The organism is Pseudomonas sp. WS 5146 (genome assembly GCF_012985495.1).
GTDB lineage: Bacteria > Pseudomonadota > Gammaproteobacteria > Pseudomonadales > Pseudomonadaceae > Aquipseudomonas > Aquipseudomonas edaphica.
The window spans coordinates 742,371-760,813 of sequence record NZ_JAAQWL010000003.1; the positions used below are offsets into that span (position 1 = coordinate 742,371).

Consider the following 18,443-nt stretch of genomic DNA (forward strand, 5'->3'; position numbering starts at 1 on the left):
TCACACGTTTAAGTCAAAACAACCACTGCCCAATCAACCACGCATTCGCCCCACTGATCAGCGCAAACAGAAACCACGCCAGTAACCGCGTGGGCAAGCGGTTAACGAAGGGCCCCATCAGTTGCTTGTCGTCAGTCATGCGGATCAGCGGGTACAACGCGAAAGGCAGCTGCAGGCTGAGCACCACCTGGCTCAGAATCAGCAGTTTGCCGATGGCATCGTCGCCCATCAGCCACACCCCCAGGAACGCTGGGATCAGCGCCAGCCCGCGCGTGATCAGGCGCCGCTGCCAGCACGGGATGCGCAGGTTGAGGTAACCCTCCATGATCACTTGCCCGGCGATGGTGCCGGTAAAGGTCGAACTCTGCCCCGAAGCCAACAAGGCGATGCCGAACAGGATGCTGGCGAAGGCGCCTCCCACCAATGGGTCAAGCAGGTGATAGGCGTCCTGGATCTCGACCACTTCGGTGTGGCCGGTCTTGTAAAATGCGGCGGCGGCCAACACCAGGATCGCGGCGTTGACCAGCAACGCCAGGGCCAGGGAGCCGATGGTGTCGATACGCGCCAGCTTGACCGCGTCCTGTTTGCTGGCGAGGTCTTTGCCAATCAGGCGGGTCTGCACAATCGAGGTGTGCAAATAGAGGTTATGCGGCATCACCGTGGCGCCAAGGATACCGATAGCCAAATACAACGGCGCTGCATCGCTGATGGCCGCCAGTGACGGGGTAAAGCCACTGAGTACGTCCGGCCAGTAAGGTTTGATCAGCACCAGTTCGATAAAGAAACACACGCCAATGGTTGCAACCAGCGCCAGCATGATCGCTTCCAGGCGGCGGAAACCGCGGTTTTGCAGGGCCAGGATCAATAGTGTGTCGAACGCGGTGATCACAATACCGGTCGTCAGCGATACGCCGAGCAACAAGTGAAATGCCAAGGCGCAACCGAGGACTTCAGCCAGGTCGGTAGCGATAATGGAGATTTCCGCCAACACCCATTGCGTGCGCGCGGAGCGTTTGCTGTAGCGCTCACGGCACAGTTGCGCGAGGTCTTTGCCGGTGGCGATGCCCAGGCGCGAACACAGGCACTGCACCGCCATCCCGGCCAGGCTGGCCAGCAGCACCACGAATAGCAGGCTGTAGCCGTAACGAGAACCGGCTTCGATGGCGGTAGCCCAATTGCCGGGGTCCATGTAGCCGATGGAGATCAGCAGGCCGGGGCCGGCAAACATCAGCGCCCGTTTGAAAAACGAGGCCTTGGGGTCGACGATAACGGAGCCAGCCACTTCCGGCGGGCAGAACGGGGCAGTGGCGATTTTCGGCAGGCTGAATTTCACGCGGTATCCCAGGCAAACACACAAGTCAGGGCCGCAGCTTATCAGTCCGACGCGACCGTGCGCATCACCGTCTCCCGGGGCAAGTCGAACGCTTCGACGACTTGCACCACCAGGTCCATCTCCTGGTTCAACGCTTCGCGCTCCATGCGCTGGCGAATCACGCCAATCACCAAGACCGCCAAGGTGGTGATCGAATAGGCCGGGCCGGAAAGCGCTCGCACGCCCGTTACCAGCAACATCGCCGCCGCCAGCGCCTGGCCCACCAGCGGAATTGCGGTGGCCGCGCCGCGCCGCAAGATAAACCCGGTGAGCCCCGCCAACGCCGTGCCGCTCAGGGCGGTGGTGGCCGAGCGGCCGATATCGATACGATTGAACAGGCCCTGCTCTTTTTGCGCGGCCGCCTTAAGCTCGGCGTCGAAGGCCTGGCGGTCGGCGCGACTGAGTTTGTCCTTGTACTGCTCGATGAGCTTTTCCGCGACCTGTGCCTCGATATCTGCCAGCACCACGGTTTCAAGCGGCCCATCGAACTTGATGCCCAGCCGCTGTGCGACATCTTCGGCGATCTGGCGATAACTCACGCCATGGCCACGGGCGATGTTCATAAAGCTGTCACCGCCCATGCGTTGCAGCTCGATGGCCAGTTTCAGCGGTTCACGTACATCGGCATCGATCGAGGCACTGCGTTTTTGTGCCATCAATTCAGCCAGAAACTTAAGCTCCTCCGGCCGCGCCTGCACCAGCGCGGGGAACAGTTCCACGTCCTCCTCGGCAAAACGCACTTCGCTGCTGCGCAGGTCAGCGCGGATAAGGCCACGCCGTTCCTGCAGCAGGTCGGTGTACTGCACCACCGTTTTCAACTGCGGCCAGTAGGCGGCGTGGTCGAAGGTGGCCAGGTGCACATTGGTGACCTTGGCCTTGAGTGCGGGGGTGACGTCGATCGCATACCGGCCTATGCAGCGCTCGGTGTCCGGCTTGATGGCAAGCGCCCAGTCCTTGCTGGAGTAGCAGTTGATCACGCGCCCTTTGAGGGGCGCCGACACTTCATCCCAGGGGCTGGACGTACTGATCGCGCCACCCATCAGCAACACATTGTTAAGCGGCAATTGTCGGGCGACCTCGGGGCTGGCCAGCAGACTCTTGACCAGGATACGCGCGCCCAGGGAATGCCCGATCAGGTTGATGCGCCGCACGGGCAGCGCTTCGCCGTGCAGGTAATGGGCAAGCTCAGGCAATAGCGTCTTGGCCACTTCATCGACACGCGCCTCGACACTTTTGTAATGGTCAAGAAAGTAGGCAATCGCACGGCCCACACCCACGGTTGCCGCGCCCAGGCCGCCACCGCCAAGCATTGCGGTAATCACATCTTTAAAGGGAGCAAAAAGGTTTTCCAGAAAGTGACCCGCCGGCCAGAACAGCATCAGGTTGGTCGAGCCTTCGATGCTTGCCAGTTGTTGCGTGAAATTGCCCAGTTGCTGGCGGTTGAAGAACGCCGAATAACCGTGAACATAGAGATTGAGCACATCCCCCTGAGGCTCGCCACACAACAGAAACGTGGGCTTGCGGGTGCGGTGCATTTCATCCCACTGGTGTTGCATGGGCCGGTGACTCCTGATGACGGTGGGCGGCGATAGTAACAAAGCAGGACCGCCTGCAAGGTGAATCCTGACCAGCGTGTGAGCTTTTTAGAACAACGACACGGCCTTGGACTTGGCCAGGTAGCGCGCCGGGGAATCGCCCAGGTGACGGCGGAACAGCGCGGTGAAGGCGCTGGGGCTGCTGAAGCCCAATGCAAATGCGACCTCGGTGATCGAGGCGCCGTGGCTGAGTTGCGCGGTGGCCTCCAGCAGGCAGACTTGCTGGCGCCACGCCACGAAGGTCATGCCGGTGCTTTCCAGGAAGTGACGAGTAAAGGTCCGCCGGCTCATGCTCGACCAACTCGCCATTTGATCGAGGGACACGGTTTGCGCAGGCGCGTCCAGAAAGCGCTGGCAAGCCCTCGCCAAACGCGGTTCAGAGGGCAGCGGCGCACTGAGGGGCAAGGCCGACAGCGTACTGATTTCGTCGATCAGCAGCGTCAATACACAGTGCCGCCGCACCTCGGACGTTGCCGATGCCCCGCACGTCAATGCCGCTTCCAGAAGATGCCTGAGCAGTGGCGACACCTCGAAAACCTGGCAGTGTCCCTGCAGCCCTGCGCGCTCGGCGGCTTGAGCATCGAGGTAGGTATTGAGCATCACCACATCGCCGCGCATGTGCATTTCATGGGCAATGCCACCGGGCACCCAGACGGCCCGCTGCGGCGGCACCACCCAGTTGCCCAGGTCGGTGAACATTCTTAAGGCACCGGTGGAAGCATAGGCAAACTGGCCGCGCGGGTGCGTATGCCGGGCAAACACACTGCCGCACGGGTATTCACGCAGGGTCACAAGCGCTTCGGGGTCGTTGTCGTCAAAGGTCGGAATCATGGCCCGATCTTGTCAAAGTATGACCTGGCATAGCAAGCGGGCCATACGCCCGAGCTCTAACCTTCACCCCTTTGAAGCAACCGGTTCGAAGGAACGTCCATGCACAAGAAACACCTGGCACTTGCCCTGTTGGTCACGCTGGCCTGGGGGCTGAATTTCCCCATCACCAAACTGGGCCTGCGGGCCATCGACCCTTTTTTACTCACCGGCCTGCGCTTCGCCCTCGCCGCCTTGCCCCTGGTGTTCGTCATCAAGCGCCCCGCCGTGCCATTCGGTTATGTAGCGGCCTATGGCGTGATCTTCGGGCTGGGCATGTGGGGTGTGATCAACTATGGCATCCAGCTTGGGGTGAGCCCGGGGATTGCCTCATTGCTCATCCAGCTCAGCGTGTTTTTCACCCTGGGTTGGGGCTGCGTGCTATTCAAGGAGAAAATTCGCGGCGCGCAGTGGGCCGGGGCCTTTCTCGCGTTGATCGGACTAACCGGGATCATCGCCAACCAGCAAGGCGAACACGCTGCGCTCGGCGTGCTGATGATCGTGTTCAGCGCACTGGCGTGGAGCATCGGCAACGTCATCATCAAGACGTCGGGGGTTAAAGAAATCTTTTCGTTCATGGTCTGGGCCAGCCTGTTTCCGCCAATCCCGCTGTTCCTGATGGCCTGGTGGGTGCACGGCGACGGTGCGTTCGTAAGCCTCCCCGCCAACCTCGACCTCACCGCCGTGTGGTCGCTGCTGTTTCAGGTTTACCTGGCCACGCACTTTGCTTACTGGGGCTGGAACACGTTGCTCAAGGCGTACCCCGTGTCCACGGTAGCGCCGCTGTCGCTATTGATCCCGGTGTTCGGGATTGCCAGTTCGATGTTGATACTGGGCGAGCGTGTTTCCACAGCCAATCTGGTCTTTATCGCAGTGATTATCAGCGGCTTGGCAGTCGGGCTTTATCGCAAACCGATTGTGCATACCAGTAGATAGTCATGGCAGGAACTCGGGATATTGTTCGCGCATTCGCTCTATTAGCATTCGTCGGGTCGTGTATTCAACCGAGGAAATACCATGAGCATGCCCGAATTTTTTGCCACCCCAGGCTATGGCGATACCATGCGCGAACACCTGCACTATTCCCAAGCAGTGAAAATCGGTAACCGCGTAGAAACGTCAGGCCAGGGCGGCTGGGACGATGAGTTCCAGATCCCCGCCGACCTCAGTGAAGAAATCGCCCAGGCGTTTCACAACCTGGACCGAACCCTGGCCACCGCCGGCGCGGGTTGGGAGCATGTGATTCACATAAACTCCTACCACGTCGGTGGGTTTGCACCTGAGGTCAACGAAGCGATGGTCCAGCAATACCGGCGCTACATGCCCCACCATGCGCCGATCTGGACGCAAGTCGGCGTCGAGGCCCTGGGACTGCCGACCATGCGCGTGGAGATACGCGTAACCGCGATTATTCCCTGACCCCAAACGTGCGGATCACCCACTCGGTAAAGACCTTGAGCCGCGCACTCTGATGACGGTTAGGTGGGTAGAGGATATGCAATGGCGTGGCCGGGCGCGACCAACCCGGCAGCACCTCAACCAACTGGCCGGTATCGAGGTAGTGCTGCACGATCGACTTGAAGTGCTGCCCCACACCAAGGCCCGCGAGCAGCATTTCCTTGAGGCCGTTGCCTTCGTTAGTCGAAAAAGCGCAGTCGTTGACCTCGATACGTTGCTGGCCCTGCTCAAAAATCAGCGGCTCCGGCTTGCCCGACCCAGCAAAAAAATACCCGGCCCTGAGGTGGTTGTTTACAAGGTCTTCGGGCGAAACCGGCAAACCCCGGCGCGCCACGTAACTGGGTGCCGCACAGGTCAGGTATTCAAGGTCCGCCACCTTGCGCCCGATCATCGCCATGTCTTCCAGCTTGCCAGCACGGATCACGCAATCGGCGCCCTCCCCGACGATATTCACCGCACGGTCGCTGATGCCCAAGGCGATGGTGATATCGGGGTACTCACGATGAAAGTCCACCAACGCCGGAATCAACAGGCAATTGGCAAACGAGGCCGGTGCATCCACGCGCAGGTGCCCGCCGGGCTTGAGGATCTGCCCGCGTGCGGCGCTGTCCACTTCATCCAGCTCAGCCACCAGCCGTCGCGCATGGCGGTAATACTCCAGCCCTTCAAGCGTGGGCGCCAGGGCGCGGGTGGTTCGGTGCATCAGCTGGGTGCCCAGGTGTCTTTCCAGGTCAGTGATGAGTTTGCTGACGGTAGAGCGTGGCAGCGCCAACTGGTCGGATGCACGGCTGAATGAACCGGTATCGACAACACGGACGAAGGCGCGCATGGCCAGGAGCTGATTCATCGGGGTGGTCCACTGTGACTTAGTGAGCGAAGTTGTCGATCTTGACCTGGCCATCCGGGAAGGTCGCGATGATTTCCAACTCGCCGCCCATCGCCCGGATGTAGTCACGCAGCGTGCTGATGTACATGTCGGTACGCCGCTCCATCTTGGAAACCGCTGCCTGGTTGATATTCAACGCCTTGGCCAGGCTTTCCTGGCTCAGTTGCTGGGCCTTGCGCAGCTCATGCAGGGGCATTTCCTTGAGGTGCTGGCGGAACAGCTGCTCGGCTTCGGCACGCGATTGCGGGGTCATGCGCGCTTGAAGTTCAGCGAATTTTTTAGCCATGGTGACGGGCCTCTTTACGCAATGTTTGCAAATGGATGTCGTACACATTTTCGGCCAAGGGCACATGCACCTCGTACCACCTGGGGTGTGCGGCTTTATCGCCGCCGATCAGCAGGACAGCGCAGCGCCGGGGATCAAATGCATACAGCACTCGATAGGGCCGGCCGGCGTGCCGGACCCGCAGTTCCCGCAGGTTGCCATGCCGGGAACCCTTGATATCACTGGTATGGGGGAAGCCCAGGCCAGGCCCTAAAAGCCCCAGCAGATCAACGCTGGCGGACACGGAGACTTGCTCCTTTGCGCCCAGTTCATCCCACCATTCTGCGAATTCATCCGTGTATTCAACGTCCCAATCCATGCGAATATGCCACCTAAGGAATATAAACTCAAGGGCATACTTTAGATTCAGAAAAGACTGCATTACCAGCCGGGTTCCAGGGGAAATTGTTTGTACATCCTTCTGACCAGACGCTGAGCAACAACCCTGCCCTATTGGCAAACCATCGAATAGCGTTAAGAAATACTTCCAAAAAAAAACCGCCCTTTCGGGCGGTTAAAAATACTCGGCTTTGATCAGAAACCGAGGGAGAAGCTGATCGTCATCGCATGGTCTTTATCGTTGCGCGACAGTTGGCCGGAATAGCCCAGGCCCAACTTGCCATTCTGACTGATCTGGTAGTCCACGCCCGCCTCCACCACCGCGCTGTCCTTGGCGATCGGCACACCTTGGGTGCTGAACGATGCACCGCCGTTGATAAAGCTCAGGTCGGCATCCGACTTGGTGTCGCCAAAGGCATGACGCCAGCCGATGCTGCCCCGTGGGTTGATTTTCGAGCCGTTACCCAAGGTGATGGTCTGGCCGATGCGCACGCCCAGGGTCGAGAAGGTCACGTCCTGATCGGCATCACCGCGCAGGGCCGCCGAACCGCCTTTCTCCTTGATCGTGTCGCTGTCGTAGTTGACGTAAGCCAGGCCGGCGAACGGTTCTACTACCACTTTGCCGGTTTCAATGGTGTAGCCCACTTCACCGAACACTTGCGCGCTGCGCGCTTTGTAGTCGGCTTTGAGGCGTTGCCCCACGCCGCCTACGGCCACATCGCGTTTGCTTTCGATGTCGTGCCAGCTGTATGCCACGCCCATGCGAGCGGCGAAGGCTTCCTGCTGGTACGCGGTGTAGGCCATCAAGTGGTAGCTGTCGACGTCGGCGCTGGAGCTGCGGCGCTTGGCGTCCAGGTCGCTGCGGGTGTAGCCGGCGGCCACACCGACGCGCCAGGCGTCATCCACTTGTTTGTCGGTGCCGAGCAGGAAGCCGCCGAGGTTGCGGTCCAGCTTGGCGGTGTTGCTGTCGCCGCCCATGTGGCCCCAGGTGCCCAACACACGCATCCAGCCGACCATCTCGCCGTGGCAACCGGCGCTGCTCAGGCGGTTTTCGCTGGGTGCCAGGCTGTTGCGTGGGTCATCTTCGCGGTAGCAGCCGGGCTGACGCAGGCGCTCGTTGACTGCGTCACGCACGTAACGCGAATCTTCGAGCATGGCGCTGGCGGTGCTGGCATGAATCTCCCCGGACAAGCTGTCGAACGCGGCGCGCGCCCCGGCAACATTGGAGTTGAGCAGCGCGTTCTGCACCGTTGCGCCACCCACCGCGGCACCGCTGTCCAACGCGGCGGCCACGCCACGTTGGTTACCAGTGGCTGCCACGCTGGCGTAGCTGACGTTGTTGCGGCTAACCGCCAGCGCCACCTGAGTAGGGCTGTAGTTCAACGCGGTATTGAGGAATGCCAGGTTCTCCAGATTGGTGGTGCCGAAGGTGCCGTTCACTGCACCCGCCGTGAGCAGCGTGTAGGTGGCCGGGCCGGCGTACGGCGCCAGGTTGACCACATTCAACGTGCCGCCCAGGTTCGCCGTACCCCCAACGGCCAGGGAGCCGGTCGACGATGGGGTGATGAGCAGGTTCAACGCGCCGGTACTGCCATTAGTGAAGTTACCGGCCACCGTCAGCTTACCGTTATCAGGTGTGACGCTGCCGTTGTTGACCAACGCGCCGACGCTGCCGTTGCCGGTCAGGCCTGCACCGTTGGCGACGGTCACCTGCCCACCAAACACCGCACCTGGGTTGGCCGCGTTGCCGACTTGCAGTACGCCCTGGTCCACCGCCACCGTGCCGCTGAATGGCTGGTTGCCGGTCAGCAACAGCGCGCCTGCGCCTTGTTTGGTAATGCTGCCGGTTCCGCTCAATACACCATTAAAGGTGCCGTTAGTGGGTTGGACAAACAACAGTTGCGCATTGTTGAGGATGCGACCCTGCAAGCTCAGCGTGTTACCGGCCAGCGTACCGCCACTGACGGTCGTGCCACCGGAATAGGTGTTGGCGCCGGTCAACAGCAAGGTGCCGGCGTCAAGTTTGTTGATCGACCCGGCCCCCACGATTGGCGCAGCCACTTCGGTAGTGACGCCCGAATTGACACGCACCACTGCGGCACCGGTTGGCGACAAGGTCCCACCTGCGCCTGCCGTCAGCGTGTAACCAGGGTCAAGGAATTGCAGGCCAGTAAAGCCTTGGTTACCGACCACGGTGACCGTACCGCCCTGCCCGCCGAACACGGCAAACTGGTTATTTGACGCCTGGCCCTGGGTACCGGTTGGATCGGTCCAGTTGGTGCCTGGGCCCCAGGTACCACTGCCGCCGGTGATAGTGCCGTCAGGGTTGGTGGTGCCGCCGTTCCAGAACTGGATTTGCCCCGGCGTGGTTTGCACCAGCAGGTTCAGTTGGTTGGCCAGCGCCGTTTGCAGGCTCAGATTACCCACGCCGACCGGCAGCGAGCCGAGGGTCAGGCCGTTGTCGGTCAAGGCGCCGCCGTAGCGGAACAGTTGATAAACGCCGAGTCCGAAGCCCCCGGCATCGGTAACGTTGAGCGTGCCATCAAGGGTCAGGTTGCCCGCCACATTCACCGCCGTGGTGGATGCGCCAGGCGCGCCGAGGGCGAAGTCCAGGGCAGTGCCCGACGACAACGCCAGCGAACCCACCGACAGCGGCGTCGCCGCCCCGGCCTTGAGGGTCGAGCCATCGGCCATCGTCACAGCACCGCCCAGGCTGCCGCTGCCGCCAAGGGTCGCGCCGCTGGCTACCTGCACCGCTGCGCTGTTCAAGGTGCCGTTGACCAGCAAGCTGCCGGCGTTGACGTTGGTGTTGCCGGTCAAGGTGTTGTTGCCAGTCAACAGCAACGCGCCGGTGCCGGTTTTATTCAGCACGCCTGCGCCGGTAAGGTTACCGGTGTAGGTGCCATCGGTGCCTTGCTCGAAGGTCAGGGCCGCATTATTGGCAATCGCGCCTTGCAAGCTGTTGGTGTTGCCGGTGGTGGTGCCGCCGTTAAGGGTGGTGCCACCGCTGTAGGTGTTGGCGCCGGTCAACAGCAGCGCACCGTTGCCGTTTTTCACCAGGCTGCCGGTGCCGCTGACCACGCCGTTAAGCGCTAGTGCATTGCTGCCGACCAGGGTCAGCGGCCCACTCAGGCTGATGGCGTTGGCCAGTTGCAGGTCGGTGCTGCCATCCAGCGCCGCAGCGCCGCCGACGGTGAGCGCGCCGCTGCCCAATGCGGCGTTATTGCCCAGGGTCAGTTGCCCGGCGTTCAGGCCGGTGCCGCCACTGTAGGTGTTGGCGCCGTTGAGCGTCAGGGTTGCCGCGCCTTTTTTCAGCAGGCTGCCATTGCCGCTGATACTGCCGTTAAGCGTCAGCGCATTGCTGCCGCCGATGGCCAGTGCACCATTGAGTACCGCAGCGTTGCCGAGTGTGACGGCCGCGTTGCTGTCCAGGGTGGTGCCGTCGGCCGCCGTCAGTGCGCCACTGCCCAGCGCGCTGTTATTGCCGACCACCAGCGTGCCGCCATTGAGCGCAGTGCCGCCGGTGTAGGTATTGGTGCCGTTAAGCACCAAGGTGCCAGTGTCGAGTTTGGCCAGGGTGCCAGCACCACCAAGCGTGACGCCCAACGTTGCGGTGGCGTTCGGGTCGACACGGATCGCCGTGTTGCCGGTGCCGCCATTCACCAGGTTGAGCACGCCCGCCGTGCCGGAGGCCAGGTTGTAGCCATCGGTGACGAACTGCATGCCGGTGAGGTTTTGCGTGCCCTCCACGGTCACGTTACCCGCCGCGCCCTGGAACACTGCAAAGCTGTTGTTCCAGTTCTGGTTGAGGGTGCCGTCAACGTTGGTCCAGTTGGTGGTGCCAGTGCCCCAGGTGCCGTTGCCGCCGTCGATGGCGCCGTTGCCGATCAGGTTGGCGCCGTCCCAGAACTGCACGGTGGTATTGGGCGCAGTCACCAGCAGGTTGACCTTGTTGCTGATGGCCGTCTGCACTTGCACATCGCCCGGAATCACACTGCCCGGCAAACTGCCAAGGGCCAGGCCATTATTGGTGAGTGCCCCGCCGTAGTTGATGATGTTGTAGACGCCGCTGCCAAAGCCGCCGATATCGGTGACGTTGAGTTTGCCGCCCAAGGTCAGATCGCCGCCGACATTCAGCAGCCCGCTGCCACCGCCCACCACCGGCACGCCGAGGCCGACGTCCAGGTTGGCGTTATTACCCAGCACCAACGAGCCCACCGACAGCGTGCTGCCGGCGTTCAGGCCGATGTGCCCGCCATCAGCCACCGTCACCGCACCCGCTAATGAGCCAGTACCGGCCAGCGTCGCGCCGTTGTTCACCGCCACCGTGCCACTGGCCAGTGAGCCGCTCACATTTAAAGTGCCGCCATTGACGTTGGCCGCGCCGCTGATCCCATTGGTGCCGCTCAGGTTGAGCACGCCGGTGCCGTTTTTATCCAGGTTACCGGCACCGTTGAGCGTGCCTGCGAAGGTGTTGTCGAGGTTGCTGCCACCCACCGCCAGCGTGCTGCCGCCCGCCACTTGAATCGCGCCGGTACCGGTCAGGGTATTGAGGCTGGCATTGCCACCCAGGTTGAGGCTGGCACCGCTGCCGACGTTGACGCCGGTGGTGTTGCCCAAGGCCGCGTTACCTGTAGTGGTCACACTGCCGCCGAGCACATTGAGTGGACCGGTGAAGGTGTTGTTACCACTGAGCAGCAAGTCCGCCGCGCCATTTTTGATCAGCGCCGCATTGCCGGCCAACACACCCGCCAGGGTCAGGTTGTTGTTACCGGCCACACTGAGGTCGGCATTCAAGTTGACGGCGTTCGCCAGTACCAGCGGCACGCTGTTGTCCAACGTACTTGCTCCATTGACGGTCAAGGCGCCGGAACCCAAGCCCGTGGCATTGCCGACAGTCAGCGTACCGGCCGCGAGGGTGGTGCCGCCGCTGTAGGTATTGGCGCCGTTGAGGGTCAGGTTGGCAGTGCCGTTCTTGATCAGCGATCCGGAGCCATCAACCACACCGCCAAGCGCCAGGTCGTTGCTGCCAACCACGGTCAGCGCAGCATTGAGCGTGGTGTTATTGGCCAGCGCCACTGCGGCACTGGTATCCAGCGTCGCTGCGCCGTTGACGGCCAGGCTGCCGGTGCCAAGTGCCGAACCATTGCCCAGTACCAAGCCACCTGCGTTCAACTGCGTACCGCCGAGGTAAGCATTGTTGCCGTTGAGTGTCAGGTTGCCCGCCCCACTTTTAGCCAGGCTGCCAGCCCCGGTGACCAACCCATCCAGGGTCAGGTCGGCGCTGCCGAGAATGCCCAGGTTGCCCGCCAGGTTCACGGCGTTTGCCAGGGTGACTGCACTGCTGGTATCGAGCGTGGTGCCTGCCGCCGCATTCAGCGCGCCGGTGCCCAGCGCAGTGTTAGAGGCCAGGATCAACCCGCCGACGTTCAATGCCGTCGGCCCTGCATAGGTGTTGTTGCCACTCAAGGTCAGGCTGGCGATGCCGTTTTTGATCAGGCTACCGGTGCCGGCCACGCTGCCGGCCAGGGTCAGCGCGTTGCTGCCGCCGACTGTCAGCGTGCCGTTGACGTTCACATCATTGGCCAGGCTGACAGCCGCATTGCTGTCCAGGGTGGTGCCATTGGACGCGGTCAACGCACCGCTGCCCAACGCACTGTTATTGCCGACCACCAACGTACCGCCATTGAGCGCGGTGCCGCCGGTGTAGGTGTTGGCGCCATTGAGCACCAAGGTGCCCGCATCCAGCTTGGCCAGAGTACCACCGCCATTGAGGGTGACGCCCAGGGTCGCGGTGGCATTCGGATCAACGCGCACGGCGGTGTTGCCGCCGGTGCCATTGAACAAGGTCAAGGCCCCCGCCGTGCCGCCGACCACGTTGTAGCCGTCGGTGACAAATTGCAGGCCGGTAATCGCTTGGGCGCCGTCCACGCTGACAGTACCCGCCGCGCCCTGGAAGACCGCAAAGCTGTTTGGCGCCCAGGCGGCGTTGAACGAACCGTTGACGCCTGTCCAGTTGGTGGCGCCGCTTGTCCAGGTACCGCTGCCGCCCTCGATGCTGCCGTTACCGGTGGTCTGGCTACCGTCCCAGAACTGCACGGTGGTGTTGCCGTTGACCAGCAGGTTGATCTGGTTGCCGATTGCTGTTTGCAGGTCCAGGTCGGTGGCCGGGATATTCACCGGCAAGCTGCCCAGCTGCAGGCCGTTATTGGTCAGGCCGCCGGTGTAGTCGATCAACCGGTAGATACCGGGGCCGAAGCCACCGATATCGCTGACATTCAGCGTGCCATCCAGGGTCAGGTTACCGCCCACATGAATCAGCGCCGTGCCGCCGGTAGACGGGGCACCGAGCCCGGCATCGAGGTTGGAGTTGGTATTGAGCACCAACGAGCCGACTGTCAGGGTGTTGCCCGAGTTGACGGCCAGGTGGCCACCGTCGGCAATGTTGACGGCCCCCACCAGGGTGCCGGTGCCGCCGAGGGTGGCGCCATTAGCCACGTTCACGTTGGTACTGGCCAGCGCGCCGTTGACCAGCAGGCTGCCGGCGTTGACCTGGGTGTCACCGGTCAACACGCTGAGGCCGCCGAGGGTCAAGGCACCGCTGCCGATTTTGTTGAGACCGCCCAACCCGGCGAGTACGCCGCCGAACGTGCTGTCGAGGTTATTGCTGCCGACACTCAAGGTGCTGCCGGTGCCAACAACGGCCACGCCGGTGCCGGTGAGTTCACCCAGGCTGGCCGAGCCACCCAGGTTCAATTGCGTACCACTGCCCAGGTTGACCCCGGCGCCTGCGCCCAGCGCGCCATTACCCACGGTGGTAAGGCTGCCTGCTTGCACATCGAACAGGCCGGAGAAGGTGTTGTTGCCAGTCAGGGCCAGGTCGCCAGTGCCGGTTTTGATCAGATTGGCGCTCCCCCCCACCACACCCGCCAGCGTCAGGTTGTTATTCAGGCTGCCCACCGTGAGGTTGGCGTTGACGTTGACCGCATTGGCCAGCACCAGTGGCGTGCCATTGTTTAGGTTGGCCGCGCCGCCCACCGTCAAGGCGCCCGTCCCGAGGGCTGTCGCGGTGCCCAGGGTCAAGGTACCCGCATTGAGGGTCGTTCCGCCGCTGTAGGCATTGAGGCCATTGAGGGTCAGGTTGGCCGCGCCATCCTTGACCAGCGCGCCGGTGCCCGTGAGCAGGCCACCCAGGGTCAGGTCATTGTTGCCAGCCACCGTCAACGCAGCGTTCAGCACAGCACCATTGCCGATGCTCAGCGCGCTGCTGTTATCGAGCGTCGAAGCACCCCCCACCGTCAGGTTGCCCAGGCCCAGCGCGAGGTTATTGCCCAGGGTCAATGTGCCCGCGTTCAGCGTCATGCCGCCGAGGTAGGTATTAGCACCATTGAGGATCAGGTTGGCTGCGCCATTTTTCGTCAGGCTGCCAGCACCATTGATTGCACCGCCCAAGGTCAGGTCAGCCGTGCCGCCTATACCCAGGTTGCCTGCCAGGTTGATCGCGTTATTGGCAGTGACCGCCGCACTGGCATCCAGTGTCGTGCCGCCAGCCGCATTCAACGCGCCAGCGCCCAAGGCATTGTTGGCGGCCAGGATCAGCCCACCCGCGTTCAAGGCCACAGGCCCGAGGAAAGTGTTACTTGCGCCCAGGGTCAAAGTGGCCGCGCCGTTTTTGATCAGGCCGCCAACGCCGCTGATCCCGCCATTAAGGGTCAGCGCGTTGCCGCCCGCGACAGTGGTGTCGCCGTTCAAGAGCACCGTGTTGCCCAAGGTGATGGCAGCATTACTGTCCAGTGTCGTCCCGGCCGCTGTCGTCAACAGGCCGCCGCCCAGTGCAGTGTTGCTACCGACGATAAGCGCGCCGCCATTGAGCAAGGTGCCACCGGTATAGGTGTTGGCGCCGTTGAGCACCAGGGTGCCGGTGTCGAGCTTGTTCAAGGTGCCGGCGCCATCGATATTGACCCCGACGGTCGCGGTTGCGCCCGGATCTACACGCATCGATACATTGCCACTGCCGCCATTGATCGCAGTCAATTGCCCGCCTGCGCCGCTGACCAGGCTGTAGCCGTCGGTGACAAACTGCAGGCCGGTAAAGGCTTGCGGGCCTTGCACGGTGACCGTACCGGCAGCACCGGTGAACACCGCAAAGCCACTGGACCAAGGAGAGTTGGTCAAGCCGTCGGCGGACGTCCAGTTGGTACCGCCGGCGGTCCAGGCGCCCGTGCCGCCATCCACCACGCCGTTGGCGATAGCTTGGCTGCCGTCCCAGAAGCGGATATTGGGCGCCGACACCACCAGGTTGACCTGGTTGCCGACCGAGGTTTGTACCAGCAGATCGCCGAGGCCATAACCCACGGGAACACCCGCTACCGTCAGGCCACCGGTCAGGCCGCCGGTGTAGTTGATCAGGCGATAAGTGCCCGCGCCAAAACCACCGGCATCGGTGACGTTCAGGTTGCCGGCGAGCGCCACGTTACCGCCGACATTGAGCAAGGAAGTGAGGGATGGCGCACCGAGGGCAACATCCAGGTTGCCACCCGCGACCATGTTCAGTGCACCGGCTGACAAGGTATTGCCGCTGCTCAAGGCCAAATGGCCGCCGTTATTGACGTTCAGCGCACCCAATAACGAACCGGTACCGGTCAGCGTACCGCCGTTGTTGACATTGACCTGGGCGCTGGCCAGGGAACCACTGAGGTTCAAGGTGCCTGCATTGATCGCCGTGTTGCCAGTGACGCCATTGATGCCGGTAAGGTTGAGAGTGCCGGTGCCGACCTTGATCAGCCCGCCAGCGCCACTCAAATCACCATCAAACGTACTGGTGGTGTTGACCCCGCCAACGGTCAAGCTGTTGGCGCCACTCAGTTGCACGCTACCGCTGCCGCTCAAGCCGGCCAGGCTGACGTCGGTGGCCAGGTTGACCCCGGCGCCCGCACTCACGTTAACCCCGGAAGTGCTGCCCAAGGCATTGGCATTGAGCAACGTCAGGCTGCCGGAGACCACGTTCACGGCGCCGGTGAAGGTGTTGTTGCCGGCCAGGGTCAGGTCGGACAAGCCATTTTTGATCAGGTTGCCAGCGCCGCTGACCACGCCGTTCAGGCTCAGGTCGTTGTTGCCGGCGACCGTAAGGTCAGCATTCAGCGCAATGGCATTGCCGATGCCAAAGGACGCGCTGGTGTCCAGGGTCGCCGCACCGCCGACGGTCAAGGCGCCGCTGCCCAGGCCATTGGCGTTGCCCAGGGTCAAGGTCCCTGCATTGAGGGTGGTGCCGCCGCTGAAGGTGTTGTTGCCGTTGAGGGTCAGGTTGGCCAGGCCACTTTTGGTCAGCGGCCCTGCCCCACTGAGCACACCCGCCAGGGTCAGGTTATTGGTACCGCCGGCCGTCAACCCGGCGTTGAGCACAACGTTGTTGCCCAGGCTGAATGCCCCGCTGCTGTCCAGCGTCGACGCGCCGCCAACGGTCAAGTTACCCAGACCCAGGGCTGAGTTGGAGCCCGCCGTCAGGGTGCCCGCATTGAGCGTGGTGCCGCCCAGGAAGTTGTTGACGCCGTTGAGCACTAGATTGGCGGCGCCGTTTTTGGTCAGGCTGCCAGCGCCATTGATCGTACCGGCCAGCGTCAGGTCGGCGGTGCCGCCAATGCCCAGGTTGCCGGCCAGGTTGACCGCGTTGGCGAGGGTCACCGCCGTCGTGGCGTCCAGCGAAGTGCCCGCAGCCGTATTCAGCGCGCCCGTCCCCAGGGCGGTGTTGGTGCTGAGCAACAAACCGCCGGCATTCAGCGACGTTACACCGCTGCGGGTGTTCTTACCGGCCAGGGTCAGCAGGCCCGCGCCGGTTTTGGTCAGGCCGCCGACGCCGGACATCACGCCGCTCAGGGTCAGTGGGTTGGCGTTGAGCAGGCTGAGATCGCCGGTCAAGACGACATTGTTGTTCAGTAATGAGGCGCCACTGGTGTCCAGGTTGGCAGTACCTGTCACATTCAGGTTGCCGCTGCCCAGGGCATTGTTATTGCCCAGCACCAGGGTGCCGGCGCCCAGGTTGGTGGCGCCGCTGAAGCCGGTGTTGACGCCATTGAGCGTCAGGCTGCCCGCGCCGCTCTGGGTAAGCCCACCGTTGCCGGTAATGGCGCCGTTCAGGCTCAACGTACCGGCCACATCGGTCGTCAGGTTGTCGTTAAGCGTGAACGTGTTGGCAAGGCTGACTGTGCCAGGCGCCTGCAAAGTCGATGCGGCGGTGACGGTGACAGCGCCGCTGCTCAGCGCCAGGTCATTGCCCAACTGCACCGAACCGCCGGACAGCGTGGTGGCGCCGGTGTAAGTGTTAGCGGCATTGAGGATCAGTTGACCCGTGCCCGTCTTGGTCAAGCCGCCGGTGCCCGAGAGCACGCCGCCCAGGGTCAGCCCGGTATTGGCGCCCTGGACGGTCAACCCGCCGGTGCCCAACGTGAGCAGGTTAGCCAGCGTCAGGTTATTGGCCGTTGCCTCGATAACCCCGCCATTGGCGGTGATTGCCCCAGTACCGAACGTCGCACTGTTATCGAACTGCGAAATGCCACCATTGAGCGTTGTGCTGCCGCTGACCAACGGCCCCTGCAACGTCCAGGTGCCGCCGTTGATGGTCAGGTTGTTGAAGTTGACATAGGTGGCGCTGGACGCCGTGCCAGTGCCGCTGCTGCCGGTGGCGCCGGGGTTTTGCAGGATCAAGGTGTTGCTGCCGTTTGCGCCGCCATCCACCTGGCCGGTGGGGGCAAACGTCAGGTTTACGCCCAACAGGCCGCCGAGGCTCAAGCCGATACCGCCACCCGAGGACACGCTCGACCCGGTCACCGCCGTAAAGGTGTTGGTGCTGTTTGCTCCCATCGACACGCCGCCGGAAATGGTCCCGCTGTTGACGAAGGTATTACCCAAAGTGGACGCCTCGAAGGCAACCCGCCCGGTGAGCGTGCCACTGTTGGTCATGTTGACCTGGCCGCCACCTTGCACGGCGACCACTGGCGTGTCAGAGGCAAACAACGTAAGACCCAGCAACGAACTGGAGCCGAGGGTGCCGGCGTTGGTGAGGGTGGTGGTGCCACCGACGCCATTCGTGACGTTCAGCGCCGCACCACCCAACGAAGTCAGATTAAGCCCCAGCAGTGCGCCGGTACCGCGGATGATCCCGGTGGCCGTGTTGGTGATATTCACCGTACTGGCCGCGGTATTGCCCACCACCACACCGCCACTGAGCACGGATACAAACCCGAGCAGCGCCGGGTCGATGGTGCCGGAGTTGTTCAGTGTGGTGTTGTTACCGGTCAGGTTCAACGCAATGCCGCCCAACGTTGCGTTGAGCTGCGCGCCAGGGTTGACGTTGACCGTCAGGTCATTCACCGCACTCGAGAAGGTGTTCAGAAACAGCGGTAACGACGGCACCCCCGTACACGTCACCGTGGCACCCGCCGTGGGGCTTGCGGGCGAGCAGGCCGCCATCGCTTCGGGGCTTGCAAGGCCCATCACCAGCCCCGCTACGCCGAGGCGAATAGCAAGAGAAAGCGCAGAAATACGAGGTACAACGGCAGTAGCAAGTCTTTTATCCACGCTCAACTCCTTGTGGTCCAAGCCTTT

General features: G+C 62.6%; 9 protein-coding genes. 2 read left to right on the top strand and 7 right to left on the bottom strand.

Annotation, left to right across the window (positions count from 1 at the left end):
* Positions 1-13: 13 nt before the first annotated feature.
* From HBO41_RS12120 to HBO41_RS12130, 3 genes are all read right to left on the bottom strand, one after another.
* Positions 14-1,333: an Nramp family divalent metal transporter gene (locus HBO41_RS12120; protein ID WP_017139624.1), complete on the bottom strand. Its 1,320-nt coding sequence runs from the start codon at positions 1,331-1,333 to the stop codon at positions 14-16.
* Between the two features lie 41 nt (positions 1,334-1,374).
* Positions 1,375-2,928, bottom strand: coding sequence for a DUF726 domain-containing protein (locus HBO41_RS12125; protein WP_169986383.1), 1,554 nt, complete (start codon positions 2,926-2,928; stop codon positions 1,375-1,377).
* Between the two features lie 87 nt (positions 2,929-3,015).
* The gene (locus tag HBO41_RS12130; protein WP_169986385.1) at positions 3,016-3,798 is read right to left on the bottom strand and encodes a helix-turn-helix domain-containing protein; all 783 of its coding nucleotides are present in this window, start codon (positions 3,796-3,798) and stop codon (positions 3,016-3,018) included.
* Positions 3,799-3,897: 99 nt separating this feature from the next.
* Between HBO41_RS12130 and HBO41_RS12135 the strand changes: the two genes are divergently transcribed.
* Both HBO41_RS12135 and HBO41_RS12140 read left to right on the top strand, forming a co-directional pair.
* Complete coding sequence (locus tag HBO41_RS12135; protein WP_138451496.1) at positions 3,898-4,770, top strand: EamA family transporter; 873 nt, start codon at positions 3,898-3,900, stop codon at positions 4,768-4,770.
* Between the two features lie 81 nt (positions 4,771-4,851).
* On the top strand, positions 4,852-5,253 hold the full coding sequence (locus tag HBO41_RS12140; protein ID WP_169986387.1) for a RidA family protein: 402 nt from the start codon (positions 4,852-4,854) through the stop codon (positions 5,251-5,253).
* Here the strand turns inward: HBO41_RS12140 and HBO41_RS12145 are convergent.
* The 4 genes from HBO41_RS12145 to HBO41_RS12160 form a co-directional block, all read right to left on the bottom strand.
* Positions 5,243-6,139 (bottom strand): LysR family transcriptional regulator, encoded by an 897-nt coding sequence (locus tag HBO41_RS12145; protein WP_017139629.1) that lies wholly within the window; start codon positions 6,137-6,139, stop codon positions 5,243-5,245. The genes HBO41_RS12140 and HBO41_RS12145 overlap by 11 nt on opposite strands.
* A gap of 19 nt (positions 6,140-6,158) precedes the next feature.
* On the bottom strand, positions 6,159-6,464 hold the full coding sequence (locus tag HBO41_RS12150; RefSeq protein ID WP_017139630.1) for an XRE family transcriptional regulator: 306 nt from the start codon (positions 6,462-6,464) through the stop codon (positions 6,159-6,161).
* Positions 6,457-6,822: a type II toxin-antitoxin system RelE/ParE family toxin gene (locus HBO41_RS12155; protein WP_138453449.1), complete on the bottom strand. Its 366-nt coding sequence runs from the start codon at positions 6,820-6,822 to the stop codon at positions 6,457-6,459. Before HBO41_RS12155 ends, HBO41_RS12150 begins: the two co-directional genes overlap by 8 nt.
* A 215-nt stretch (positions 6,823-7,037) precedes the next feature.
* Positions 7,038-18,416, bottom strand: coding sequence for an autotransporter-associated beta strand repeat-containing protein (locus tag HBO41_RS12160; RefSeq protein ID WP_169986389.1), 11,379 nt, complete (start codon positions 18,414-18,416; stop codon positions 7,038-7,040).
* Between the last annotated feature and the right edge of the window lie 27 nt (positions 18,417-18,443).